This is a genomic window from Aquimarina ulvae, assembly GCF_053613295.3.
The window spans coordinates 51,069-77,436 of sequence record NZ_JBSIBP030000011.1 but is presented as its reverse complement, the minus strand read 5'-3'; the positions used below and the strand labels follow the sequence as shown (position 1 = coordinate 77,436).

The window sequence follows — 26,368 nt, the reverse complement described above, 5'->3', positions numbered from 1 at the left end:
AACACATAGGATATGAGTAAACAATACGTTTTAGTGCAAGGGGCACAGTGTAAATGTCAATTCGGTGATGGTCCTGATAAATTAAAAGTTTTATCTCATAGTAAATTTTATGCTAGTGATCAAAACGCAGCCGATAAATTAATAGCTACCTCAATGGAACTTGGTGGTGCAACATTCGAGGCGAATACCTTTGGTCAATGCAAATTGCAACCCACAGGAAGTAGTTTTAAACCTTGTCAGATCGTTGTTACCCAATGGGATGGTTTTTACAAAGATGTAGAACTTGGAAATGGGAGCAAGATCCTAACCGATAAAAGCAAAGCCATTTGTCCAATTGCAGGCAGTCCCTGCATAAGCGTTATACAACATGGACAAAGCACCGAAGGTAACGTTTCTGGAAATAATGATAATAAAGAAGTGGAGAATCAACTAAATCCATTATCCGAAACTGAGGAACAATATTCCTCTGAAATTAAACAAGTGAAATTCACCTAATAATAGTATATGCCTCAAGGAGTTGAAAAAATAGTATTTGCAAATCCAAGCGACATTAATTGGGATAATTTTTTGTCTTTTGGTAATTCAAATCCAAACACTAACTGGGTAATAAGAGCCAATAAAAGTGTGGAGTTTAGAGCAGAGTATTATCCCGACACTCCAGTGTCGGTAAGAAACTCGGCAAAGTGGATTATTGGTCCAAAAAAAGCAACAGGATATACTTCTGATGATCGTATTGATAAAATTGGAGATGTAGGTCATCTATCAATTGAGCCCAAGTATTGTGGGCCTCAAGAATTTACCATAGAAGCTTTTTTAGAAAATCCTACAAATCAATACCCGAAACAACTCACATTTCGAGGATATGCTCCGGAAAAAATTATCAGTACTGTTTGGAGTAATTCTAAAGGAGGCGAAGATATACGTAACTCGCCAATTAAATATGGAGATGATGTTTGGCTGAATATTCAAACAGAAGGACTAAATGGTACAAATCTTACCATCGAAGTTTACGATAAAAATACTGCTTGGAGTGATAGTAAAGTAGCTACCGAAACAACGAGATGTATCGATGGTGAGGTGAATATCAAGTTCGGTAATACTTTTACTTGGAAAAGTCGTTTTCAGGTTGGGCAGGATGAATTTTACATACAAATAAAAAAGAGAGGTAGCTCGGGTTTTCTTAAGGACAGTAATGATGATCAAGAACATGCTAGATATTTAAGAATTAATAACGAAGTAAGCAGTAGAGATGTTACATCCTCTACAACCGACAGACCAGCAACTATAGAACAAAATCAAGTTAATTTTGAGAGGTACGAGTTATGTAGGTTCGAAAAAATATCGATCAATGATGGTAAAGAAGATATCGTATTATTTGACCAAGGAACCTTACAAATTGATGAAAACGATACTAAACGTGAGTTTGCAGTTTCGGAATCTATTCACTTTGATCTTGATAAAGATACAATTAGAGCTGATGCCAAACCCATACTTAATGGAATATCTAGACTGTTATTAGATAATCCCAGAATACCTGTAGAATTGGGTGCTCATTGTGACAATAGAGGTTCGGACGAATATAATGATGGATTATCCTGGAGAAGAGCAGACTCATCTGTATCATATTTAGTACAACAAGGTGTTGATGAAGATCGGATAAGTTTTAGAGGTTATGGAGAAAGACGTCCTTTAATCCAAAAAAACGGAAGAGAATTAACAGAAGATGAGCATCAATTAAATAGACGTGTTACCATTGAATTTTTAATTTTTGGAGCGGATGCACAAAGTATTATTTTCGAAACTATTTCTGGTGATAAAGATTTCCCAATTGATCTTAATGTAACAATTGATGATTTTAATACAGACCAATGCATTAGGAGAGGTATTGAAACTGCGGATCATAGTACAATGGTGGACATTAAATTATTGACCATTGATGGAGACGTCTCTAATAGCGATAGTAAAGATGGAAAAGCACCTTTTGCCACAAAAGTGTTTTCTGATATGTCCAGACTTGGATTAACTCCGATACGATATATTTGGCCAATAAGCGCTAGCATAAATCAATTTTTATTCCATATACATAGCTGTAGATATTATGCTTTTCCAGATATCCCAACCGTAGTAGCAAAGATATATCCGGATATTAAATGGAAACTAGAATTCTTTTTAAACCTTACCAATGAACTGAGTGTAAGGTGGCAAAATCAAAACCCGGTACAACATAGAGAATTACAACAAAAAGCAGGAAAAATAGGTGCTGAAAGAAGATGGCAACAAAAAGACGCGTCCTTTGGTTTTGAAATTGAAGCTAAATGGAATAAAAGCGGAGAAGATAGTTATCAAAGGGATCAGTCACTAAAATTAGAGTTTGAAACAAAAATTAAGAAACTCTATGATATGTTTGCCTCTATAGGAAATGTTGCAAATGGTATTACAAACAAAACAAAAGGTACAGTAAGAAATGTAGGTTTAGGTGGCATCCCTGCTGTATTTGCTATACTTCCTCCTAACGTAAGCTTAAAAGGAGAATGGTTCCTAAAACGGGCACAAAAAGATAATGAAGCGATCAAAGAAATAGGGACACAGATTGAAATTGCTTTTAGTGCGAGCCCACTTATTGGCTTAGAGATAACGATAGACCTTATAGGTGCGGCAATCGGATTAGGAGTTGGGGCAATTAGTGGTGGAACTGCGGCTCCGAAAGCTGTAGAATTATGGCAAAAAATTGATGGTGCGCTTAATGAAGGAATAGGAGTAGGAAATGATAATGCTGGTGCTGATGTTGAAGCAGATGTATATATAGATTTAGTACTCTCAGGTGAGATTTCCTCAGAAATTGGTTTCTCATTTAACACTGTTGGAGACCCTAACCCTGGTGTTAAGTTAGAATTAGCAAGTAAAATAGGAATTGAATTAAAAGCAGGAGTTCTTATAGAGGGAGAAATAAGAGCTTGGGTAGTAAAAGCGAATGCGTACTTTAAAGCACACGCCAGCGGGAAAGCATCCGTAACTTTTGGGCACGGTGTAGAATATGATAATAATGGATTATTTTATGTTCCACAATTAGGATTTGATGGATTAGATGTGGAATATGAAGTTTCTGCTGCCGCTGGTCTTTCAATAGAGAAGGATATCGTGGATAATAGTCCAGAAATTGATTGGGATAATAGTTGGGAAATATCCAGAGGAGAATATAAAGGATTAGTTCCTAAATTTGACGTTATTAAAAGCCTTGCGGATCTTACCGGTTTTGAACCAAAAGTTCCATTAATGAGAAACGATTCTTAAAACATGAAAAAACATTTTTTTTACATATCACTTTTTGTAAGCCTACTTGTTAGTTGTCAAACACAAAAAAAAGAAGAACATATTGCCAAAAATGAAGAAAATAACAAAGATTTGATAATCAAAGATTTACTTATAACTACGTTATCTACTCTTAGTCCAGATCAGTTCAATCTAGAAAATGGATTTAACAAATCCTCAAGTGAATTTTCAGAATATCTTACATCCTTTAAAACGGAAAAAGAAGTTCCCTTTACGCTAGGAGCTATTCCTATTGATACTACATATTCTTACAAAGGAAAGAAGTTACCAAATGGAAATTATGTTTCTTTTGTTAAAAGCAATAATACGGATGAAATTATATCAATCCACCTAAAAGTAAATTATTTAGGAAATAAAGATGCAATTCTAAACGAACTAAACAAAAAGCTTGGTCAGAATAACAAGCTTAATGACGCAAAATCTATAAATACTATGAAACGTAGAGAGAATTTTTATTGGAAAAATTATATAGAAGGGCAATCTATTATTACTTCTCAATACTCAGAATCTACAATAGGTGGATTAACGAAAGAAGAAGGTTCGCAAAAAATACACACCTTGTTAGTCTACATTTATAAAAATGATGCTAAAATTGAATATCCAAACGGCCAGGTTGAAACGATCGAAAAAAGATTGATAAAACGTTTTTCTAGATAAATAAAGCTATTATTAGACATTTATAAATTAATTAAAATATATCAAAATGCTTCAACCATATTATATGATAGAATTTACCGCAGTATCCTGTTTATTCGAGATACGTGTAAACGATATTCCTGTGATTTGTATGAACATGACGAATCAAATATCCACAAGAATTCCTGTAAATTATGCAATCACTGAATCTGGGAAGCAACACATTTCTATTAAGATGTTACCCGTGTTGGGAAATACTAATTTACTCGAAGGTTCTGAATTGAAATATAAATTGGAACTTTTTGATACAGCTAATGGTTTTAAATACCAAGACGAAATAACATCCTACCAATCGCAAGAAATTAAAAAAGATGAGGTGAAACCTATCATAATTAATGAGAATATTTTTGCAGCAACTATTCCTTATAAAGTTAAAGATTTTTGGAAAGAAGGACAAGACTTAAAAGACGTGGATAATCTTAGAGTGAAATTGGAAAAAGCATATGGTAGACTTTCTAATGATATATCTGCGGGTAAGTTTGATCTTTTTCAAAAAAAGCTTCAAAATAGAGAAGATAATATGATAACATCGATGTACATAAAACCAAATAGAGCAGCTTCTAGAATAAACAATCTAATTGATAAATTTTCTAACGGGTATAGTGCATTACCTCTGCTTAAAGACTCGGTAATAGTTTATTCCGCATATGGTAAAAAAGTAAGTCTTAAAAAATTAAATGGCGATCCTACATTAACTTTTGTAAATAAAGAAAAAGGAAAGCAACTTCTTTTAGATGTAGAGTTTTATTTACCACAAAACTCGGATATATTCGAAATAATTTAGCTTTAATTATTTTTTCATTATTGATTTAATTAAGACTCTCTTGAATAAAGAAAAATAACTATAAATTTTGAAATTAACTTAATTTATAGTTAACCATTTCTATATAGACAAATTAAATTAAGGATGACAAATACCTTATTAAACATTTTTGCGTTGAAATTTTTAAATCTATCGTCACTTTTACTCGTATTTTTTATAATGTCATGTACTTCGCAATCAAGATTAGATTTATCAGAAATAAGAATGCCATATGATGCTTCAAACCTGATAAATGGAAAGTATAATATTAAAGAAGAAACATCGACATTAGAGCATTTTCAAAAATACAAATCAGAAGATGAAAAGCTTTTTAAGTTTAACACTCTAAATTTTCAAAAACAACAATCAGAAAAATATTTTTCTTCGACCATTTTGCATTTATTAGTGGATAATAAGTCCAATAAAGTTAAGTGTATTTATTTAGACACATCTATAGACGCAGATAGTAAAGAACTGTACAGACTGTTTTTAGAAAAATTTGGCACACCAAATTATTACAATAAAGACGAAAATTTCTTTAATGGGATATGGGAATTAGAAAATACTTTTTTCATATTAAAACAAAATTTCACATCCCAATCAGAAGGTTCCAAAACAACTAAAAGTAGATTGATTATATTACAAAATGATGCCCCAAAACTAATTGAATATTATCTTTATGAAGGATTAGCTAACTATCTTGAATTTCTAAAATCGAAAGCTGAAAAACAAGACTCAAATTATTCATATAGTCAATTCGCAGAGGATACGAAAAATGATTCTTTTGGAGAAGAGAAGTATTCTAACGAATTAGCAAATAATCTACCACTTTAATTAAAATCTAAATACACACAGAACATTAAAAAAAACATATTATATCATAAAGTTTAGCGCAGTTGAATGCTGGTTCGAAATAAGAGTAAATGACCATCCTGTACTTACAATGAATGTTGAAAATTGTCAGATTTCATCACAAGCACCAATAAATCATGCTGTAAACTTATAATTAAAGGAGGAAAACACGTATTACGTGTACTAAGATATAAAAATTACTTAGTTAACTATAACGCTTTTAAAAAATTAAGTATTTTTATATAGATATTAACTCGGTACCATTCTTGATAAATAATTCGTTCATCTAAATTTACCCCCTAAATCGTTCGAATTGTTCTAGAAACTTAACTATGTTTAGTCATAAACTAAATCATAGAATTTCATTACTAAATTACTCTATATAACTGAAAACAATAAAAAGTATGGCATTACAATCTAAAACAGAAATATTTATAGGAGGAACTCTAATAAATGCTTATAAACGATTAATGCTACATCAAGAAATTGATGCGCACCATATATTAGAGTTAGTTTGCAGAATGGATGTTCTTGAAAATATTACAGGCGACATTGCATCACAGACTAAAAATTATCTTGGGCAAATTATCACCGTTCAAATATCATCATTGGGGGCTTTCTCTGGCTATAAAGAATTTGAATTTAAAGGAGTGGTTACTTCAGTTAATAGTACTATGGGATTTCATCAACAAAATGGTGATCTGGTCACGATAAAAGCTCATAGTTGTAGCATCATTGCTGATGATGGACCTCACTATAATTCTTTCAATGATGCAGATTTGGCGACCGTACTTGACGAGACCTTCAAAAGGTATGACCAATCCAAATTAGAAACTATATTTAATCCAGTCGGATCAGAGAATATTCATTATAGCGTACAACACAAAGAAAGTGCATTTCAGTATGCTAGTAGATTAGCAGCACAATACAGTGAATGGTTTTACTACAATGGTAGTGCTTTGGTATTCGGAAAACCGAAAAATGAAGATGAAGTTACACTCATTTATGGTCAGGATTTACAGGAGTTTTCTCTGGATCTTACTCCAAGTTCTAATAGCTACAAATACTTCACCAATGATTATCTGACTGATGGACAACATGAAATGGCAACCAATCAGGTAAGCTCTGGCGTCAATGGTTATAATGGTTTTACCAGTAATAAAAGTGATGAGCTTTTTCCTAACGAAACGAACATCTATTTAAATTCGTATACCGATCCTTCTCTTAAACAGCGGTTAGATACCCATGTGGAACAACAGAAAAAAGCTGAAGAAATAAAGCAAGTAGTGTTTAAAGGGGTCAGTGATAATCCTGGTGTCAAAATTGGTCAGGTTATTACAATTAAAGGAGACAACACTGGTTATGGAAACTTTAGAGTTACCAGCATTATTCATACCAATACAGAGAACGGAAGGTATCAAAATCGATTCGAAGCTGTAACAGCAGATTTAGATGTATATCCTAATACGGATTTGATGGCATTTCCTAAAAGTGAAAGTCAAGTTGCCGTAGTTAAAGAAAATAGTGATCCCGATGGAATTGGAAGAATCCGCGTACAATTTCCGTGGCAAAAAGATGTAGGAGAATTAACTCCTTGGTTACGAATTGTAACACCACATGCTGGTGGAGATAAAGGGTTTCACTTTATTCCGGAGATTGATGAAGAAGTACTAATTGGTTTTGAAGGAGGTAATGCAGAAAGACCCTATGTTTTAGGTACACTGTATACAGGAGGAGCCAACCCTGCAGGATGGAATACCCAAAGTAATGATGTTAAAGCTTTACGAACAAGAAGTGGTCACACAGTAGAATTAAATGATGCAAATGGAGCAGAATTTATTATGATTACTGATAAGAATAAAAATGTTATTCATATTGATACAGCTAATAATGATATTACCATCTCCGCAGGAGAAAACATGACCTTGAATGCAAAAAACATGCAGATAAATGTGGATGAAAATTTAGATATATCAGTAGGTAAAAATAAAAACGAAACAATTTCCGAAGATTATTTTATGAGTGCTACTAATGAAGATCGCCAAATTGGTGAAACTATTAAAGTCATTAGTAGTGAGTATAAACAAGAAGCTCAGGAAATAACAACCGATGCCAGTGGCGAAATTAAAACCAATGCAGGCGGTAAAATTACAATTGCAAGTGCAGAAACTGTTGAATATGGTGAATAAAAGCAGTATCATAAATACTGCATTCCTGATAATATTGTTTACAATAACGAGTATCGGAATGGTCTCATGTCAGAATAGTAATTCTGAAAAGACTAAAATTATCAATACGAAAGAAATGAAAAAATACGAATGGAGACCTACTGCATGTGCACCCAAATATAATCCGATGCAGATTCATAAAGGGCGCCTGATATATGAAAACGGAGAAAGTATTTATATACCAAGTGGACATACCTTACATCAGGGATGGGGAAAAATTGGACCAACGCACGTCGTTGGAGAGGATCTTAAACCTATACCTGTTACATTAGAAATAACGTGGGTTTCTTATCTAGAAAAGAAATTTTATAATGGAAGATTCGACCTTCCTTCCGAAAAAATACAAAATCTTTTTGAAGAAGGTTATATCAATCGCTTAAATAAAAAAGATACGTACGGAGACATTAATATTGGGTTAGCTCCTGGAGGCATTGTTGTTGTATGGCTTCTTGGAGGAGGTCGAACAACAGAGATAGCTAAATTTCAGGCATCCGAAACCGAGGTTACCATCAAAGAATTTGCGCCTGGAGCTATTATAAGTATGGAGGAGTTTATGAATTCTGTTCTGGAAGAAGATTTTAATGAAGAAACAAAGGCTAAAATGAATCCGAATAGCATTCCTTTTGGAAAATGGGATATGTATAGAGAAAAGTTTACCTGGAAACCGTCAGTACAGTTCTTAAAACAAGGGAAATTAAAAGAAATACGGATAACTTTTTACAACGGAGAAAGTTTATATACTATAGGATCGAATAAAATAATAGACCAATTCCAAAAATACGCGGTTCCAGATCATATAAGAATGGAATGGGTAGATCAAAACAACAATGAATTTGGTTCCAAGATTTATTTTGATGAAAATGAAATGTATACAGTATATCAAAAGCTGTTTGAAAAACAAAAAGAAAAACCAGCAGAATTGACTTTAGAGATTGACAAATACAATAGTAATATAACCATTGCTTTACAAAATGAATTAGAAAAAATTGAAATAAAAAAAGCAAGGATAAAAGTATATGAAACTTCTAATTAAGAACTAATATGGGAAGTATAGGATTAACGGCAACCTCATCTGGAGCACAAGAGACTACAAGAAACGTACTGAGCGGAGTAAATGTACAAACAGCACCAGTACATGTAGGAAATGCAGAATATGAAGAATTAACTCCAGAAGAAAGCGTTAATGTCACTGCTGCTATATTTTTTGATGGTACCGCTAATAATAGGGAAAACACAAATATACGTTTGGAATATGAAAAAATGAAACGTGGAGAACCTCATAATGCAGAATTGGTAAGAAAATATCGTGATATCTGGTGGGGAACACCCTGGAGTCCCAACAAAACTGGTAGTTATGATAATGATCACTCTAATATTTCACGAATAGAACCTGCCTATGAGGCTGTTGACGAAGAAAAAGTCAAGAAGTTCTCTATATATATAGAAGGTATAGGAACCGAAAATGAAGGTTCAGATTCTAAAACTGGAATGGGATTAGGTACGGGATCCACTGGTGTTCGAGCTAAAGTAAAAAAAGGGTGTGAGCAAGTAGCTATTAAAATCGAAAGAACAGGAGAAAAGGATATTAATGTATTGACCATAGAAACCTATGGCTTTAGCCGTGGTGCTGCTGCTGCAAGAAATTTTATCCATGAAATAACCCAACGAAAAGGGCAGTTTAAAAAACGTGTAGGGCGGGGAGGAAAAGTGTATTGGAAAGTTGATCACGGAGCCTTAGGTGAATTTTTAGAAGAAAAAGGAATCAACGTAAAAATGGTCGTAATACATTTTACGGGATTGTTTGATACGGTGGCTTCTTTAGGATTATCTCATGGTAATAATACAACTCAGCTTAAGCTAAATGCCGTTAAAAAATCTCAAAACACCTTACAGCTTGCAGCTGCCGATGAACATAGAAGTAACTTTAGACTTACCGATATCAGAAGTACAGGCAATAGAGGTATCGAGAAATTCTTGCCTGGAGTACATTCAGATATTGGCGGTGGTTATGTTGATAACTCGGATGAAGAAGTTCGCCTGGATTATACAGTTACAAATCTCAATGATTTGGAAAGAGAAAGACAATTACTCATTGATCAAGGGTGGTTTCAACCAAATGAAATCACAATAAGTGATTTTTGGGGAACTCTCACAGGAGACAGGAAAGGTCTAAGCAATAAATATAGTTATATTCCATTGCAAATTATGGCAAAATTTTCTAAAGATAAAGGAGTGAATTTCGTAATGAGTAAAATTACAAGATCATATGCTATAACATCAGAGTTAAGTTCAGCAAAAACTATTCTGGATGAATATGTATTTAACGACGGTGTTGAAATGTCATACGATAATCCGGAACATAGAATTTTATTAGGAACACTTAGAAATCGTTACTTCCATTTTTCTGCTCACTACAACAGTATAGGAATGGGGCCAAATAGAGTTCATGGTAATCGAGAACGTGTAACCCAAGCTGGATAATTTAAGTTAATGGAGCGTGCCCTACCCCATATCAATCAGATCATAAAACTCAATGGAGAGCGAACCACACGTACATACACCGCAGAAGTAGCAAATCTTATTGAAAAAGGTAAAAACAAATCGTATTCTGCTGTTGGGATAGAATTTGATCTAACCTTTTATGGTATGGATCAAGATGGATTACTTGATTATAGAATAGAAGTCCAAAAACGATTCCTTCTAAATGAAAAATTCAGTGTAATTCGAAAAGTAGATAAAGCACAAAAAATTGCTTTAAAAGTAGCTGGTGTTAATGACACATTAGAATTTAAACTGGACAAAAATTTTAGATTTAACAAGGTCGTGAATACTAAAGAAATAAGGCGAAAATGGAAAGAAGTAAAAATGGATTTGTTAGAAGAGTATCCAGATTTATTAAAGATGGCAAGTGATTTTGACTGGCAATTACAAGAAGATAATATTCAGCAGGTTTTTCTGAATGATAATTTTTATCAGTTTTTCTTTTCCAATGTTTTTTACAGAGAATTCGAAAGTAAAAGAGCTATCGAACAGCCAAAAATGATCGCCAATGCTGTGGGGAGTATTAACATTCCGATAATAGAACAAAAGAAAATAACCAAACAAGATATTGGTTTTACTAAAGTCCTGATTAGTGCAGATGCCGAAATGGATATCGACCACGATAAATTTCCATTGGCAAAGCTAAACGGTTTTTTAGGAAAACTTCCGACAAATCCCGGTGATAAACATACCTTGGATTTTGACTATAAAGGTAAATATACCATCAAACCAGCATACGGATTGGTTACAACAGGAATGTTGGAATATATCTTTGAGGTTAAAGATTTATATAAAAAAACAACTACCATAACCTTTAATTTAGAAAAAGATGAGTAGTAAAATATACGTATTAGACGGTGCATTATTAGAATGCAATCAAGGTTTTGTACCAGCAAAACTATTAGTTACACAAAATCAAAAAGTGAAAATACAAGGCAAATTTAAGGCTACTGATATGGATAATCAGGTCCCTGCCACTTTTGGACAGTGTAAATTAAAACCCACTAGTGGAGGATATTTACCATGTATTCCTGCTTTGCAAAAATGGACAAAAACGACCAAAACCTCAACACTTGGCGGAAGCAAGAAATTTTTGTACGAAGATTCTGAGTGTATGTGTGCTACCGGAGGTAAAGTTTCCATTTTGCAACCCATGCAAATTAATACCGCAGGCAGTGCCAGTACAAAGTTTAAAGAAATTGCAATGACCATTCCCGGTGCTATGATGGGCAATGACAAAGCTCCTAAAGTAGTGGAAAGTTACTGGATGGATGAAGAAGGGAAAGAAAAGATTGATGAAATCAAATACGGAGAAAAAGCAACTATGTTTGTTAGAACAGAAAATGTAGATCCTGGTGAGTCCATGACCATAAAAGTAAATGACACTAAAGGAAGTAAGATCGATGGTAAAAAAGAACAGCTAACCTATACAGGAACTGTACAAGCTGATGGTACTGCGGAATTAAGCCCTGTAGAAACGGATAAAGATTGGAATAAATCATAAAGGTATGACAAGAACTAGAGAATTATATATGGATATCGAGGTAATGGATAGAACTTTTTGCTTTGATGATCAAGTACTAAATCTGGTTAGTGAAGAAGAACCTGAAGTTACTAGTGCTTATTTTGCAGAGAAAACAGTAAAAGAAGAATCTTTAAAAGATGGTACATATCAATATACGTTTGAAAAAGTAACGAGCACTGATAGCAAAACAAAACGATCTAATGTCGCCAAAGCTATCCATAAAAGTATAAATGACGAACTATCATCACAAAATAAGGAAGTAAAGCTCGTAGATATTACAAAAATTATTAATGAAAAGGAAACAGGTAAAAAATGGCCTTTACAAAGTCATGCAAAAGATAGTACCCTAACCTTCGATCAGTATAAAAAAGAAACCAAGATATACTACAAAAAGATTACTTCTGCACCAATGGGATATCAAGTATACCTCATTACAGAGACCAGAAATCTTAAAGACAAAACAGTAAAACTTAAGATTTACGAAAAAGAGAGTGATCTTAAATTACTAAAAACCAAAGACGATATACTACCTGTTTTAGTATTTGCAAAAAAAGAAGATACTACCACAGATACAGAAGCTAGTGATTGGATAGCGATTGATGTAAAAGAGGAAAATGGTACTAAAGAAAATGGTAATTTATTTTTGTATAAAGAAGAAAACGAAAATAAAATAGAAGTAGGTATCAAAAAAATACAGTTACGTCCTAAAGAAGACAAGATCAAAACTGATGGCGAAGATGCTTTTAAAAGTTTTGAGGGTTGGCAGGAAGCTTTATACATCCGGGAAGATGAAACCGAAGAAGGAAAAAAAGCGATTGAAGATGCAAAAGTGTTAGCTGAAACCAGAAAAAACGAAACTTTTATTACGCTTACCCGTGATGCCGATGCAGATAAGAAAGAGAACAAAAAGAGTTTTCCTAAAGAGATAAGTGGGCCAAAGACCATTAGCATTGATAAAGATGCTGTATATACTTTAGATACATACGGAACATCTGCGACGGAAGATGATAAAAAAAATATCCGCTGGTCTTTCTATGTACAAGGCGATCCTAAAACTACGACAGCAGATAAAGAAAAAACATATATCGATGCTAAAAGTAAAACAGGATGGTATACATATGCTAAGTCAGAAATCATCGATAGTAAAAATCAATTGACACTTGTTTTTGATAAGGCGTTGGTAGGAAAAAAAATACAAATTGAAGCGTTTAGAGGATCACCAGATCTTAGTAACAAAAAGGATTATGTAAAGACTACAACAGTACAAGAAACCCCTGAACCAAAAATTTCAAAGCGAGAAATAACTTCACTTTGGCTCACCACACAATGCGAAAGTGTTGAAAACACCGGAGAAATGATTGGTAAGGATTTTAAAAGTTATTTTAAACTCAAAACTCCCGGTTTACTGTTTCCTTTTAGAACTATCCCTTTAAATCATCCTGATGGTTTTAAAAACAATTTTTACACACCTTTTAATTACACTCTACGTGAATATAAAGCTCCAACTTTTGGCGTTTTAAGATCCTCCACGAGAATACATGCAGCACGCGATTTGTATTATGAATTGAATGAGCCAATTTATTCAATTGCTGATGGTGTTGTAAAAAGAGTAGCTTCGTTTTATTGGGATACTTGGGTTATCGAAATTGAACACGAATATCAGAAAAAATCTGGTTTTAACATTATGGTACGGTATGGAGAGGTTAATAAAAATAACATCTTAGTTAAGACAGGAGATAAGGTTGTAAGAGGTCAAAAAATTGCCGAAATAGGGCTTTTAACAAAAAATGGGCGATTTATAAAACAACCCTCAGGAGAAAAAAGAGGAATGCTCCATTTAGAAATATATACTGGAGAAGAAAGTGGAGCTTTGTCGAATACAAGTGTTAAATATAACGAAATGTTGTATGCTAAATCGGGCAAACATATAAGTGGCTCTTCTTTTCAACGAAGGAAAGATTTAATAGATCCCTTATCACTTTTAAATATAATGTATAAGAATTCTAAAAAAGAAGGATTAATGAAATAGTAAGCAAACTCATGAAAAATATTTTAATAATACTAGTTGCCTTACTTCTTTCCTGTAACAATCATAAAGAATTAGGGAAGAAAAATAAGTCTATTGAAAAGAAAGAAGCTAACGCTGAAATAGATACTTTAAAAAGTATCCAAAAAGATTTTGAAATTGATGAGCTAATCGGATTTAGATTGATCGGAATGGAGAAGATTGAGAGCAATAGGGAAACAGATCCTTATAAAAAGTATGTGATTGATTTTACTGCTGCTTGTTATTCTAATGAATTGTGTGTATTTGAATTAAATAAAGAATTCTTACAAATTAAAAATTACTATGATAAAAAAATCTTCCAAAAAGTTAAGATTGAAGATTATAATATCAAAGGAAAAATTTTGATTTTAAATTTTAAGGATGATTATATAAAAAGTATAAAAATTGTAAAACCTTTAAATGATATACCTATATATGAAATAGAAATAGAAGGAACTATAATTGACGGTATAAGTATTAGCAAATACCTTGCTAAAGAAAAAGATATTTCAAAATTCGGAGGAATCGATTGCGGTGATTTCGATGGTTAATAAATCCAAATTTCAAACATTGAATTTCAAAATACAAAACTAATTCCCTTTGGTTAACATCTCAATGCGAAAGCGTAAAAAATCCTGGAACAGTGATTGGTAAGGATTTTGAAAATTATTTTAACCTAGAAACTCCGGGATTGTTATTTCCTTTTAGAACGATGCCATTAAATCATACGGATGGATTTAAAAATAAAGATTATAAAGATTGGAAATATCGCCTACACGAAACAAATGCTCCAACATTTGGATACAGAAGAAATCCAGGAATTAGAATTCGCGCGGCAAGAGATCTTTATTATGAATTAAACGAACCTATTTATGCAATATTTGATGGGCAGTAAAAATAGCCAAGTATTGGTAGTATGAGTGTAGGATGGCGAAAGTTTAAAATAATTTAGTAGTTGATTTAGTTTGATTCAGGAAAGATAGTGAATTGAACATTTAGACAATTTTTAACGTATCCTAATCTTACTGAATAAAAACATTAATTCTTGCTTAATACTTAAAAAACTCGGTCAAATATAGAGAAAATTTAATGACCATTCCTACACAAATCCAGTAGCCCAGTACTTAAAGTTCAATACTTGCTTGCAAATTATTTTTCAAATATAGGGTAACAATTATACGATAGGTTCTATATACTAATGAACGAAATAAAGGGGGAAAACACCCATTTTTATGTAAGAAAACGCAAAAATAACATGGTTAACTAGAAGACTTTTAAAAAATTAAGTATTTTTATTTAAGAATAAAAGATGTTTAATTTGATAGCTGTTAAATAATTCGAAAAGTTACAATTCTTCCCCAAATCGTTCGAATAATTGAGAAAGTTAACTATGCTTTCTAATAGTACACTAAAATATAATGACAGATAGAATTTCATTATTACGCTATACAACTGAAAACAAAAAGAAATTATGGCTCTGCAATCAAACACACAAATTTTCATAGGAGGATCTCCCATCAAAGCTTATAAGAAATTAATGCTTCATCAGGAAATTGATACACATCATGCACTGGAACTTCTATGTCGTATGGATGTATTAGAAAATATAGCGGGAGAAATTGCTTCAGAAAGCAAAAATTATCTGGGTGAGATTCTAACTGTTAAAGTTTCTTCTCTTGATACTGTCAATGGATATAAGGAATTAGAATTTAAAGGCATTGTCACTTCAGTGAGCAATACCAAAGGGTTCCATCAGCAAAGTGGTGATATGATCTCTATCAAAGCACAGAGTTGTAGTATTATAACAGATGATGGACCCCATTACGATTCTCATAGTGACGTAGGACTTATAGAGATACTAGATAAAACATTTCAGGGATACGATAAATCCAAATTAGAAACGAGTTTTAATCCTCAAAATCCTGAAAGCCTTCATTACAGTGTACAACATAATGAGAGTTCTTTTAAGTATGCGAGTAGATTGGCAGCGCAATATAGCGAATGGTTTTACTACGATGGAAGCAGGCTGGTATTTGGAAAGCCTGAAGATGATGAACCCACAGAACTCAGGTATGGCCATGACTTACAAGAGTTTTCTCTAAACCTCAACCCTACTCCAAATAATTTTAAATACTTCACCAATGATTATCTTACCGATGAGCAACACGAAATGGCTAGTGCTCAGGTGAGCTCCGGTGTTAATGGATTTAATGGATTTACCAGTGAGAAAAGTGAAGCTATTTTTGCAAAAGAAACGAGTGTTTATGTAAATGCTTACTATGACCCTCAATTAAAAAAACGCCTAGATAAACACGTTGAGCAGCAAAAAAAAGCCACAGAAATAAGACAGGTTCAGATTCAGGGAGTAAGTGATAATCCCGGAGTGAATCTTGGACAAGCAATAAAAATTAAAGGGGAAAAATCTCATTATGGAAGCTTCAGGGTTATTAGTGTATCACATTCATCCACCGAGAATGGAAAGTATCAAAATCGATTCGTAGCTGTTACAGCAGATCTGGATGTGTATCCTAATACGAATATGATGGCATTTCCGAAAAGCGAATCACAAGTAGCAACTGTAACCGATAATGCCGACCCAGATGGAATGAGTAGAATCAAAGTGCAGTTCCCGTGGCAAAAAGCCAGCGGAGAAATGACTCCTTGGCTGCGGGTTATGACTCCACACGCAGGAGGAGGTAAAGGGTTTCAGTTTACTCCAGAAAAAGGAGAAGAAGTCATCGTAGGTTTTGAAGGAGGCAATGCAGAAAGACCTTATGTGATGGGAGCTCTCTTTACTGGAGGAAGTAATGCAGGCGATTGGAAAACAGAAAAAAATGACATCAAAGCCATTAAAACTCGTGGAGGTCACACCCTATCATTTTCTGATGAAGATGGAAAAGAAACAATTACTATTACGGACAAAAATGGGAACTCCATTATCTTAGATACTTCTAAAAAGGAAATAAACATTACCGCGCCTGAAAAAATTAATTTTTCATCCAAAGAAATTAACATCAACGCCTCAGAAACTGTTAATATAGATGGTATAAATAATGTAAATCTAACTTCTAAAGAAATCCTTACTGATGGAAGTGCAAAGGTGACTGTTAATAGCAAAGCAAAAGTAGAAATCGGAGCACCGAGTACCTTGGTGGAAGGAAAAGCAGAATTAAAACTTACCAGTAAAGGAATGACTGACATCGATGGTACTGCAATGACCAACGTAAAAGGCGGTCTCTTAAATCTTAACTGTGGTTAAAACGCGATGAACAACGAGCATAATCCCATAGCACAATTAGTTACAACAATTCAGCAAAAATGGATTGATGGAGTAAGTCCATATACTCATGTTAAATTAGTGAGATGGTTGATAAAACCTGATCAAGCCAGATTGTATGAAGGATTTTTGCGTCTAGAATCTACACCAAACGGCGGTTTACCAGATGTTCCTATTGTACTACTTACTGCTTTTGAAAAAAAAGAAACTCATAGCAGGAAATTAATTCAAGACTGGATAGAAACTTTCAAAAAAGATCAAACATTGCAACAAGATTTAGATACAAGAAATCTAAAATTTGATTGGAATGTTACCACGTATGAGTCCAAACTAGCAAATGAAAACACCGATTGTGATCTATTACTATTAGAAATGTTGAGCACATTTCAAAAAGCGATGCCTAATCCACAACTGTCATTGGTTTTATCATTGTACCCGTATTCTGTAGAAGAAACTAAAGAATATGGTAAATGGATCGACACTCTGGCACAATTAGGACTACCTGATAAGGTAAGATTAATGTTCTTTGATTATATAGAAGAACGGTATTTTGACCAAGTAACTAAAACCCATAGTGACATTTCTAAATCTTTATCGGTACCATTAGATTTACAAGGAGCAATCAATAAAATAGCATCGGCAGGTGATCCAAATGATCCAGAGGTACAGTTTAGGCAATGCCTAATCGAAATGTCCAAAAGCGTAACCAAGAAAAACCTTCCAAGACTACATAACTGGGGAGAAAAAGGATTAATGATTACTCAGAAATCAGGTAGCAAATCAGCTTTTGCAACTGCACATGTGATTTACGCAGGCATGCTTTTTAGCTTTAGAGAATATCAAACTATAGAAGAACTACTTCAAAAAGGACTTGCAATTGCCAAGCAGGGATTATTAGGAGGAGAGGATACCTGCAAACCAGTGATCATACAAAACTATGGATACCTAGCTAGTTGCAAGCAACTACAAAAAGAAAAAGATCTTGCAGCAGACTTTTTCTGCAAACAGGCTGATATCTCAATTGAATATGGTTTTGGACCACAAGCCCTGACAGCTTGGTGGTTGGGATATAATGTTATTAAGAAAAGAGATAAAAAGCGATATACTACCATTGTTTCTAAAGCATATAGCTATGGTATTTCACTACCCACAGAAATGATAAAGTCAACTTGTATGGCCTATATCGCCGCGGATTTTTATAACATTTCTGAGAAAAACCGAAATACAGAAGAATGCGAATCTGTAAACCGCTTTATGACAGAAACTGAAGGTGAAGGCTGGAGAGAAAAAGTAGAAGAGCACCGCAAAGAAATGGAAAAAAAGAGTCTTTCAATATTAAACTGGTTCTAGATATGTTATTAGCAAGTAAACATTTTACCCCGGTTGTTGGAATTGATATACACATTGTGATCATTCCGCCCGGAGTTCCGGTACCGATGCCACATCCATATATTGGCATGGTGGTGGATCCCATGGATTATATTCCAATAATAGGTTCTACTGTAAATGTTAATTGTGTTCCCAAAGGAAATAGTGGTACGGCAGGTATGATCGGTACTATGATTCATATTCCTATGGGTGGTCCTTTTGCGATGGCTCCCATGATTGGACACGACTCTATGAACTTTTTTGGTAGCACCAAAGTAAGCGCAGAAGATGCATATTTTACACCAGCTGGCTATATGACCATGACTTGTAATGACATAGGAATTCCATTATCATTAACTCCTGGTAAAAAAATGAAGCCAATACCTAGTTTGTATTTACCTTCTTCTATGAGTATTCCTATTCCTATGGGAAAACCAGTAAATGTAGGAGGCCCTTATGCTCCAGATTTATTAGGAATGTTGATGGCCTTAGTGATGTCTTATGGATTTGGGGCATTAATGAAAGGAGCCGGAAAAGGACTTAAAAAACTAAATAACAAAGTATTAAAGAAATTCCCTGCCACACAAGGTCTTAGCAAAAAAATGTGTAAAATGGGATTCGAGCCGGTAGATTTGGTCACTGGCCGAATGGTGTATGATGGAGAAGATTTTAGTATTGCCGGACAAATACCAATTCGTTGGGAGCGTAATTGGTATTCTGATTCTGGGTATGAAGGTATGATAGGACACGGAATGCATTGTAATTATGACTTGGCATTACACATAGAATATGATGAAGACGCTATTGTAATGCGTCTTCCTGATGGCAGGATTACTTCTTTTCCGATGTTACTTACAGAAAATGAGTCTTCTTTTAATAGAACAGAAAAGCTGACGCTAAAATTTATAGATAGCACTACATATGAAGTTATAGATCATCAATCGCAACAAACCTATAGCTTTACGAAATATTCGGATACATTATACAAACCGACAAGTTTAAGAAACCCAGAAGGCTTCAGAATTCAATTTATTTACAATGCTGTTTATCAACTAGAGCGAATTATAGATACCGCTGGTAGAAAAATTGATTTGGATTTGGATGAAGAAAATAGAGTGACTAAAGTAACTGCCAGACATCAGGGAGAAACAAGAACATTAGTACAATATACCTATAATGAAGAAGGTGATTTGACCGAAATAATTGATGCGTTAGATCAAGCAACAGTTATGGAATATGAAAGTCATCTGATGATCAAAAAAACAGATCGTAACGGACAAGCGTTCTACTGGAAATATGATGGAAAAAACACTGGCTCTCGATGTATAGAAACGTGGGGCGATCAAGGAATTCTGTCCGGAACTATTGAATACAACAAGGGATACAATATAATAACAAACTCATTAGATCAAGAAAGTATCTATTATTTTAATCAGCTAAATCTTTGTACACAGGTTACAGATCCTATGGGAAATCATATATTTCATGAATATACTCCGTATATGGAACCCTATCGTGATATAGATGAAGAAGGAAATATAACAGGATATAGTTATGACGAGCGCGGAAATTTAACGGGCTTACACCAACCGGACGGTTCCGTCATTGGATTTGTTTATGATGATAATGATAGATTGGTTCTTACTAAAGATCCTTCTGGAGGATCTGTTATAAAAACGTTTGATAATGATCGTTTACACGCCGTTATAGGGTTAGATGGAGGTGTAACTTCATTTGAATATAACGAGGAAGGATTGATTAGTGAAGTAAGAGATAATGCCGGAAACAGAACAAAACTGAAGTATGATGAAGATCATAACTTGCATAAACTTATCCTGCCCAACGGAGCAGAGTCCAACTGGGAATATGATCCTTGGGGAAGATGTTTGCACACCCAAAATGCTGAAAACCATCAACAACAATTCTTCTATGATGAATTAGATCGCATCTATCAAATAAGACAAGCGGACGCTAATATTATTAAGTTAACATACAATGCATATGATGAGGTGATCCAAACGATAGATCAAAAAAAGCGTGAAATCAACTTTGAGTACACACCTTTAGGAAGTCTGAAGATGCGAGAAGAAAATAGTGCCAAAGTGTATTTTGAATATGATACCGAAGAACAACTGAATACAATTACAAATGAACACAATGAGTTTTATCGATTTTCTAGAAATGAAAATGGTGAGATTGTAAGAGAAATTGGGTTTGATGGATTGACCAGAAAATATGATCGTGATCGTGCAGGAAAAGTACTAAAAATAAATCGCCCGGATGATAAATTTACAACATACGAGTATGACCTAAACGGAAGAATCACAAGAGCAGAATATAGTGATGGTACTTGGGAAACCTATAGCTACGACCTTAATGGAAATCTAACCGAAGCCGTTAATGAAAATAGCCGGGTACAACTAATTAGAGATAAGACAGGGCGTATTACTGCAGAGAACCAAGATGGACATCTGGTCGAAAGCGAATATGATGCACTAAGTAATCGAACTAATATTACCAGTAGCCTGGGAGCAAATATTGCCTTATCAAGAAATAAACTTGGACTCGTAGAAGAAGTTAGCGCAAGTAGTAGCTTCTCTCCTTCTCAAAAAGAGAAGTCCGATGAAGGCAGACAGAGAAATACCTGGAACGCGCAATTCTCTCATAACAGTCTGGGTATGGAAGTAGAACGCATACTTCCTGGTGGTATTTCCAATCATGTCGAATATGATCACGCTGGCAGACCTATACAACAGAAAGTGACTTCAAGTAACAGAGAAATGCGCCATCGTACTTATACCTGGAATGTCAATGACCGACTGACTAAAATGGTAGATGAACTAACCAAAGGTGCTGTTACTTACGGCTATGATGAGTTCAACAATCTGGCAAGCGCTCGATATGAAAATAAACAATTTGATTACAAATTACCAGATGAAGTTGGTAATTTATATAGAACTGAAGGCAAAGGAGATCGCAAATACGGAACCGGAGGTCAATTACTGGAAGCAGATGGCAACAAGTTTAAATACGATGCAGAAGGTAATTTAATTACCAAAATTACCAATAAAGGAAATTGGGATTATGAATGGTATGGTAACGGTATGCTGAAATCTGTTACTGATCCTAAAAATAAAGTAACTGAATTTGAATATGACGCACTAGGAAGACGAACCGCAAAAATCTCAGATAACAGCCATAGCGTGTCAAAGGCAAATAAGCAAATAACAAGATTCGTCTGGGATGGGAATGTACCGCTCCATCAATGGAATTATAGTCTTAACCAAAGACCAGAATTAGTAGTTGATGAATATGGTATGCTCAAGAAAAGTAAACCAGAACCTATTGAAAATTTAATTACTTGGGTATTTGATGAAGGCACTTTTAAACCTGCTGCTAAGATAACAACAGAAGACTCCTACTCTATTATAACAGATTACCTTGGTACTCCTGTAGAGATGTATAATAGTAAAGGCGAAAAAACCTGGCAAGTAGAGTATGATATTTATGGAAAAGTACGTAAACTTGTAAAAGGTTCTTTGGAAGATTGTCCGTTTAGATATCAAGGACAGTATGAGGATATAGAAACTGGATTGTATTATAACAGGTTTAGGTACTATGCGCCAGAGGAAGGAGTGTATACCAGCCAAGATCCAGTTCGATTAAGGGGAGGAATAAGCCTATATTCTTATGTTAATGATACTAATAGTTTAATTGATGTATTTGGACTTGCTGGTCAAAGATGGAAAGGAAAGACCAAGAAAGATGGAACACCTTATAAAAAACCAGGACCAAAAACTAAAGGCACAGGAGATCATAATGCTAAAATTTCAGAAATAATAGATAGAGAAAAAACTAAACCTGGAGTTGAGCATATTGGTGGTGGAGATTTGACAGAGATAACCTTAGATACCCAAGGTGGAGAAAAACCTTATCGTAGAATGGATGCCTCATTTAAAAATGCTGATGGATCGGTTTATCATATAAACGTAGGGCGAACATTAGAAGATGGCACAACTGGTATCAAAAGAGAAAGAGTAGCTATTGATGATGTAAAAGCTAAAGGTCATGATGTTAGTTTTGAGGGGTATGGTAAAGATTCTGATTATAGATCAAAACCTGGTAAAAAGATAAAAGGCGGATGCAATTAAATTATATATAATTTTATTAATATGTCATACATAAATTTAGTAATGTCATTTTCTGACTTTATTTCTTATACTTCTGAAATTTTAAATGAAAATAATGCTCGATTTTATATAGAAGAAAGAGATACAGATAACACCATAAATAAACACCAATTAAACAAGGAATATGCAATTGAAGAAAATCGAGATAAAAACCTAAATTTCTACATATCATTAGAAAATATTGCTGATCTCAAGTATAGCTTTTATAGCACTGAAGCTTCTAAATTTGCCATCGAAGGAACAGGAGGAAGAGTATCCAATAATAAAATTGAAAGAATTTCTTTAAGGCTAATTTCGAAAAAACCCGACAAAACAATTCGAAAAGTATTTAATTCAATAAAAAGGAAATTAAAAAAAGATGATTCCATAGGAATAGGAGTTAAAGGAGGCTCCTCCCTTCATGACAATTATTTTTATGAAAAATCACGTATAAATATGGAAATGGTTACAGATATGTTTAACGATAAGGCTCCAGTAATTGAAGTTTTATAATTAAATATGATTGAACTGTCAGAATCAGAACCTAAATCAACCAAAGGCAAATATTGCTATTATCAATGGAAGTTCAAGTACGGAAGCGGTTATGAAAGGAATTGATCCTTCAAAAGGAAGACCTAATCTAGACTTTAATCCTTCCAGTCAAGAAGGTTTTTATGTAACAAATGATCTAGCATAAGCACAATCTTGGGCAAGTAGAAAAGGTGGAGAAGTAATTCATTTTGATATCCCTGATAGTGAATTAGCCGAACTAAATATTAAAACTTTTGATGGAGCAACTGATGAATTGGCAGATACTGTTACTTCTGGAAGAAAGGGAACTCTAAATCATTCGTTTGATGGTATTGATGGACCTATGCTTGCTAATCCTAGAGGAGGAAAACCTAAACCAATAGGTCATCAATTAGCAATATTCACGGACAAAGCTGCTAAATTATTTGATAAACACAATAAAGGAAAAGTTAAGTGCAGTTAATCAAGTTTGGTTTATGAAAAACGATGATTTAAAATTTATAGATAACACAACCCAAGAGGAAGTCACATTTAATCTTCATACATTTTGTGAGATACTAAAAGGCTGTATTAATAAATATTGTAATGTACCTATTGAAGAAGCAGGTAAGTCTGTTGAAAATTGTAAAATATTCAAACCCCCTATTTCTTCCACTAATGATGTATATTTCTTTTCTCATGAACATCCTTATCATTGGGCTATGGTATGTTATTACGGAGATATGTATTGGGAAAATAATCCAAAATTGGTTGAAATACCCGAATCATATGATAATTGGGAGACAGAATTTATTAAGGAAAATAATCTGAAAGAAGAAGTTTTTATTTTTTAATAAAATTAATCAGTTATAACCAGCTCTGCAAAGTTTTCAACTTCGTAGCCGTATGAATAAGCGATAAGAAGTTAAAGAAACAGTTACAGAAATGTAGCTGTTTTTTTTTATAAGCAAGAATGTTTACTTTATGTATGAAAAGAAGCATTTATGCAACTTTTAGAATTTTACGAAAAAAACAATGATTTATATTAGTTCTAAATAAAATTATAGTGTAGCGATATTTTTTTATTGGTTAAATCCAAATCTTCTCTTATAGATTTTATCAGTTCAGTTAAGTGAATATCATGATCAAGATTTTTATCAATGCCTTCATCTTCATATTTTATCAAATTTTTTAAAATGTCTTCGCTTGCTATAATAAAAAGTTTATCCCTTGTAAAAACGTAATCGGCTAAACTTTTTTCGTTATTGTGTTCAATATTATTAGGTAACGCTTCAATATACTTGATATAATGCTCTTCTTTTAATCTTCTTGTTTGTAATAAAATACTGTTTTTGTTAGCTCTCCAAGCTCCTATCAGTGAAACTATCACGGCTGAAAGTGCTCCAACAATAGAAATCAATATACCTGTCTCCAAAATTATGTTTTTGATTAAAGATAACTAAAATCAGTTTATACTTCGAACGCAATGGCAGCTTCGGGCGAAGCTACGGGAGTATTGTACATAATACTGTTATAGCTCCTGACGAAGGAAGTGCGGGTATAACTCGTATTATGTACAATATCGAGGGAAAGGAAGCTGCAGTGACACAGAAGTTGTATTGCTTTTTCTGCAATGCATCTGGGTTGCTGCAGCGCAGAAAATATGCACACTTTTTATTTTACTTTTGAGAGAATAAAAACTATTTTTGAGAAAGTGAAACAAGACGTTCTTTGCTTTTTGTTGGCAAACTCGTGAGGAAAAGGTAAATCTTACCTCTGAATATCGTACAGGTTTTAGATATCAAGGACAGTATGAGGATATAGAAACTGGATTGTATTATAACAGGTTTAGGTACTATGCGCCAGAGGAAGGAGTGTATACCAGCCAAGATCCGGTTAGATTTAAAGGAGGTGATAGATTTTATAGTTACGTGCACGATACAAATGCTTGGGTTGATGTGAAAGGATTATGGGAGACGGCTTTATGAATGGTGCCAGTGCAAAAATTACTGCAGGTAATAATTCACAAGTTTTTAATAGTTCTCCTTCTGGACATGCTGAAATTAATGGAATGTAACTGTTTTTCCGCACCATCAATGGAATTATAGTCTTAATCAAAGACCAGAATTAGTAATTTATGAATATGGTATGCTCAAGCAAAGCAAAACATAACCTATTGAAATTTAATTACTTGGGAATCAAACCTACTGCTAAGATAACAGCTGAAGATTCCAACTCTATCGTTACCGAATATCTAGGGACACCGGTGGAAATGTATAATTCTAAAGGAGAAAAAACCCGGCAGGAAGCAGATGATATTTATGAGGTTAGAGTGTAAAAGGTCTATTAGAACTTTTTAGTGACCGAGTCAGAATATCGCGCTAGACTTTCAGGAGTTCGCTAAAGGCTTCTTTGACAGGCTGTACATTCAGTTATCAAGAAAGGATGTTGAGTAAGTTTTCTGTAGTAATATCTCATTTCATAATCTACAATTGTTATAGTATATTAGAGTACTAATTAACCAACAATGAAAAATCTAAAAATCTGTTATCTTTCTTCTTTATTGTATTTTATTTCGCTAAATGGAAGTGCTCAGGAAAAAACGACCACATATATTGAAACCGAAGCAGTAATACAAAAGATTAATTTCAAAATTAAAAGCCGTAGATCTTCTGCAACTGCAACGGTAGCTTATAAAACTTTAGAAGGAGATAGTCTAACAGGTACTGTAAAATTAGTTCATATCCCATTTATTGAACCGTTTGATGAAAAGGGCGATAGAATTACAATATTATACAACAAGGAAACTCCGCTCTTGCTTACCACAAAAAGTGTGTCTTTTTGGCAATCCTATGGATTGTATGTACTTATTGGGTTTGGTATCTTAATTCTGGCGTATAAATACCTTAAAAAATCACCAGATTAAACCTCCTCCTCCATCTTAACTAAAGCCTAGCAACGGCTAATTCTGTTGATGAAAATCAACGTTTCTAAATATGAATCATTTTTGTAACTTTAAGAGT

General features: G+C 33.8%; 24 protein-coding genes. 23 read left to right on the top strand and 1 reads right to left on the bottom strand.

Features of this window, described 5'->3' with window-relative positions; genetic code table 11:
• The first annotated feature begins 12 nt into the window (after window positions 1–12).
• The 20 genes from ACWGOQ_RS19520 to ACWGOQ_RS19425 all read left to right on the top strand — a co-directional run bounded on the left by ACWGOQ_RS19520 (window position 13) and on the right by ACWGOQ_RS19425 (window position 24,199).
• Window positions 13–495 (top strand): DUF4280 domain-containing protein, encoded by a 483-nt coding sequence (locus tag ACWGOQ_RS19520; RefSeq protein ID WP_452060337.1) that lies wholly within the window; start codon window positions 13–15, stop codon window positions 493–495.
• A gap of 9 nt (window positions 496–504) precedes the next feature.
• The gene (locus tag ACWGOQ_RS19515; protein ID WP_452060336.1) at window positions 505–3,291 is read left to right on the top strand and encodes an OmpA family protein; all 2,787 of its coding nucleotides are present in this window, start codon (window positions 505–507) and stop codon (window positions 3,289–3,291) included.
• 3 nt (window positions 3,292–3,294) lie between these two features.
• Entirely contained in the window at window positions 3,295–3,987 is a 693-nt protein-coding gene (locus ACWGOQ_RS19510; RefSeq protein ID WP_452060335.1) for a hypothetical protein, read from the top strand.
• Window positions 3,988–4,033: 46 nt separating this feature from the next.
• Complete coding sequence (locus tag ACWGOQ_RS19505) at window positions 4,034–4,810, top strand: hypothetical protein (protein WP_452060334.1); 777 nt, start codon at window positions 4,034–4,036, stop codon at window positions 4,808–4,810.
• Between the two features lie 198 nt (window positions 4,811–5,008).
• Window positions 5,009–5,662, top strand: coding sequence for a hypothetical protein (locus ACWGOQ_RS19500; protein WP_452060333.1), 654 nt, complete (start codon window positions 5,009–5,011; stop codon window positions 5,660–5,662).
• A 422-nt stretch (window positions 5,663–6,084) separates the two neighbouring features.
• Complete coding sequence (locus tag ACWGOQ_RS19495; RefSeq protein WP_458202846.1) at window positions 6,085–7,869, top strand: type VI secretion system Vgr family protein; 1,785 nt, start codon at window positions 6,085–6,087, stop codon at window positions 7,867–7,869.
• On the top strand, window positions 7,859–8,941 hold the full coding sequence (locus ACWGOQ_RS19490; RefSeq protein ID WP_452060153.1) for a DUF2931 family protein: 1,083 nt from the start codon (window positions 7,859–7,861) through the stop codon (window positions 8,939–8,941). The genes ACWGOQ_RS19495 and ACWGOQ_RS19490 overlap by 11 nt, the downstream gene beginning before the upstream one ends.
• Before the next feature lie 8 nt (window positions 8,942–8,949).
• Window positions 8,950–10,389 (top strand): T6SS phospholipase effector Tle1-like catalytic domain-containing protein, encoded by a 1,440-nt coding sequence (locus ACWGOQ_RS19485; RefSeq protein WP_452060154.1) that lies wholly within the window; start codon window positions 8,950–8,952, stop codon window positions 10,387–10,389.
• A 9-nt stretch (window positions 10,390–10,398) separates the two neighbouring features.
• Window positions 10,399–11,286: a hypothetical protein gene (locus tag ACWGOQ_RS19480; protein WP_452060155.1), complete on the top strand. Its 888-nt coding sequence runs from the start codon at window positions 10,399–10,401 to the stop codon at window positions 11,284–11,286.
• On the top strand, window positions 11,279–11,953 hold the full coding sequence (locus ACWGOQ_RS19475) for a PAAR-like protein (RefSeq protein WP_452060156.1): 675 nt from the start codon (window positions 11,279–11,281) through the stop codon (window positions 11,951–11,953). The genes ACWGOQ_RS19480 and ACWGOQ_RS19475 overlap by 8 nt, the downstream gene beginning before the upstream one ends.
• 4 nt (window positions 11,954–11,957) lie before the next feature.
• Window positions 11,958–14,003 carry a M23 family metallopeptidase gene (locus tag ACWGOQ_RS19470; protein ID WP_452060157.1) on the top strand — a complete coding sequence of 682 codons (2,046 nt, stop codon included), beginning with the start codon at window positions 11,958–11,960 and terminating at the stop codon, window positions 14,001–14,003.
• An 11-nt stretch (window positions 14,004–14,014) separates the two neighbouring features.
• Window positions 14,015–14,572, top strand: a complete 558-nt coding sequence (locus ACWGOQ_RS19465) for a hypothetical protein (RefSeq protein ID WP_452060158.1) — start codon at window positions 14,015–14,017, stop codon at window positions 14,570–14,572.
• A gap of 92 nt (window positions 14,573–14,664) precedes the next feature.
• Complete coding sequence (locus ACWGOQ_RS19460) at window positions 14,665–14,916, top strand: hypothetical protein (protein ID WP_452060159.1); 252 nt, start codon at window positions 14,665–14,667, stop codon at window positions 14,914–14,916.
• A gap of 576 nt (window positions 14,917–15,492) precedes the next feature.
• Window positions 15,493–17,280 carry a type VI secretion system Vgr family protein gene (locus ACWGOQ_RS19455; RefSeq protein WP_452060160.1) on the top strand — a complete coding sequence of 596 codons (1,788 nt, stop codon included), beginning with the start codon at window positions 15,493–15,495 and terminating at the stop codon, window positions 17,278–17,280.
• A gap of 6 nt (window positions 17,281–17,286) precedes the next feature.
• Window positions 17,287–18,648, top strand: coding sequence for a hypothetical protein (locus ACWGOQ_RS19450; RefSeq protein WP_452060161.1), 1,362 nt, complete (start codon window positions 17,287–17,289; stop codon window positions 18,646–18,648).
• Window positions 18,649–18,650: 2 nt separating this feature from the next.
• On the top strand, window positions 18,651–22,817 hold the full coding sequence (locus ACWGOQ_RS19445; RefSeq protein WP_452060162.1) for an RHS repeat-associated core domain-containing protein: 4,167 nt from the start codon (window positions 18,651–18,653) through the stop codon (window positions 22,815–22,817).
• Window positions 22,818–22,838: 21 nt separating this feature from the next.
• Entirely contained in the window at window positions 22,839–23,348 is a 510-nt protein-coding gene (locus tag ACWGOQ_RS19440) for a hypothetical protein (protein ID WP_452060163.1), read from the top strand.
• Window positions 23,349–23,358: 10 nt separating this feature from the next.
• Window positions 23,359–23,532, top strand: a complete 174-nt coding sequence (locus ACWGOQ_RS19435; protein ID WP_452060164.1) for a hypothetical protein — start codon at window positions 23,359–23,361, stop codon at window positions 23,530–23,532.
• Between the two features lie 108 nt (window positions 23,533–23,640).
• The gene (locus ACWGOQ_RS19430) at window positions 23,641–23,829 is read left to right on the top strand and encodes a hypothetical protein (RefSeq protein ID WP_452060165.1); all 189 of its coding nucleotides are present in this window, start codon (window positions 23,641–23,643) and stop codon (window positions 23,827–23,829) included.
• 13 nt (window positions 23,830–23,842) lie between these two features.
• Window positions 23,843–24,199 (top strand): hypothetical protein, encoded by a 357-nt coding sequence (locus ACWGOQ_RS19425; protein WP_452060166.1) that lies wholly within the window; start codon window positions 23,843–23,845, stop codon window positions 24,197–24,199.
• 197 nt (window positions 24,200–24,396) lie between these two features.
• Here ACWGOQ_RS19425 and ACWGOQ_RS19420 read toward each other — a convergent pair whose 3' ends face one another.
• Window positions 24,397–24,780, bottom strand: a complete 384-nt coding sequence (locus tag ACWGOQ_RS19420; RefSeq protein ID WP_452060167.1) for a hypothetical protein — start codon at window positions 24,778–24,780, stop codon at window positions 24,397–24,399.
• A gap of 397 nt (window positions 24,781–25,177) precedes the next feature.
• Here ACWGOQ_RS19420 and ACWGOQ_RS19415 point away from each other — a divergent pair, with 397 nt between their 5' ends.
• From ACWGOQ_RS19415 to ACWGOQ_RS19405, 3 genes are all read left to right on the top strand, one after another.
• Window positions 25,178–25,333, top strand: a complete 156-nt coding sequence (locus tag ACWGOQ_RS19415; protein ID WP_452060168.1) for an RHS repeat-associated core domain-containing protein — start codon at window positions 25,178–25,180, stop codon at window positions 25,331–25,333.
• Window positions 25,334–25,521: 188 nt separating this feature from the next.
• Window positions 25,522–25,683 (top strand): hypothetical protein, encoded by a 162-nt coding sequence (locus tag ACWGOQ_RS19410; protein WP_452060169.1) that lies wholly within the window; start codon window positions 25,522–25,524, stop codon window positions 25,681–25,683.
• A 189-nt stretch (window positions 25,684–25,872) separates the two neighbouring features.
• Entirely contained in the window at window positions 25,873–26,271 is a 399-nt protein-coding gene (locus ACWGOQ_RS19405) for a hypothetical protein (protein WP_452060170.1), read from the top strand.
• Window positions 26,272–26,368 lie beyond the last annotated feature (97 nt).

Excerpts from the sequence above, each read along its gene's own strand:
- ACWGOQ_RS19505 (WP_452060334.1), top strand. The coding sequence starts at position 4,034 with ATGCTTCAACCATATTATATGATAGAATTTACCGCAGTATCCTGTTTA.
- ACWGOQ_RS19425 (WP_452060166.1), top strand. The coding sequence starts at position 23,843 with ATGAAAAACGATGATTTAAAATTTATAGATAACACAACCCAAGAGGAA.
- ACWGOQ_RS19465 (WP_452060158.1), top strand. The coding sequence starts at position 14,015 with ATGAAAAATATTTTAATAATACTAGTTGCCTTACTTCTTTCCTGTAAC.
- ACWGOQ_RS19450 (WP_452060161.1), top strand. The coding sequence starts at position 17,287 with ATGAACAACGAGCATAATCCCATAGCACAATTAGTTACAACAATTCAG.
- ACWGOQ_RS19520 (WP_452060337.1), top strand. The coding sequence starts at position 13 with ATGAGTAAACAATACGTTTTAGTGCAAGGGGCACAGTGTAAATGTCAA.
- ACWGOQ_RS19515 (WP_452060336.1), top strand. The coding sequence starts at position 505 with ATGCCTCAAGGAGTTGAAAAAATAGTATTTGCAAATCCAAGCGACATT.
- ACWGOQ_RS19490 (WP_452060153.1), top strand. The coding sequence starts at position 7,859 with ATGGTGAATAAAAGCAGTATCATAAATACTGCATTCCTGATAATATTG.
- ACWGOQ_RS19485 (WP_452060154.1), top strand. The coding sequence starts at position 8,950 with ATGGGAAGTATAGGATTAACGGCAACCTCATCTGGAGCACAAGAGACT.
- ACWGOQ_RS19510 (WP_452060335.1), top strand. The coding sequence starts at position 3,295 with ATGAAAAAACATTTTTTTTACATATCACTTTTTGTAAGCCTACTTGTT.
- ACWGOQ_RS19455 (WP_452060160.1), top strand. The coding sequence starts at position 15,493 with ATGGCTCTGCAATCAAACACACAAATTTTCATAGGAGGATCTCCCATC.
- ACWGOQ_RS19475 (WP_452060156.1), top strand. The coding sequence starts at position 11,279 with ATGAGTAGTAAAATATACGTATTAGACGGTGCATTATTAGAATGCAAT.
- ACWGOQ_RS19480 (WP_452060155.1), top strand. The coding sequence starts at position 10,399 with ATGGAGCGTGCCCTACCCCATATCAATCAGATCATAAAACTCAATGGA.
- ACWGOQ_RS19470 (WP_452060157.1), top strand. The coding sequence starts at position 11,958 with ATGACAAGAACTAGAGAATTATATATGGATATCGAGGTAATGGATAGA.
- ACWGOQ_RS19445 (WP_452060162.1), top strand. The coding sequence starts at position 18,651 with ATGTTATTAGCAAGTAAACATTTTACCCCGGTTGTTGGAATTGATATA.
- ACWGOQ_RS19405 (WP_452060170.1), top strand. The coding sequence starts at position 25,873 with ATGAAAAATCTAAAAATCTGTTATCTTTCTTCTTTATTGTATTTTATT.
- ACWGOQ_RS19495 (WP_458202846.1), top strand. The coding sequence starts at position 6,085 with ATGGCATTACAATCTAAAACAGAAATATTTATAGGAGGAACTCTAATA.
- ACWGOQ_RS19440 (WP_452060163.1), top strand. The coding sequence starts at position 22,839 with ATGTCATACATAAATTTAGTAATGTCATTTTCTGACTTTATTTCTTAT.
- ACWGOQ_RS19500 (WP_452060333.1), top strand. The coding sequence starts at position 5,009 with ATGTCATGTACTTCGCAATCAAGATTAGATTTATCAGAAATAAGAATG.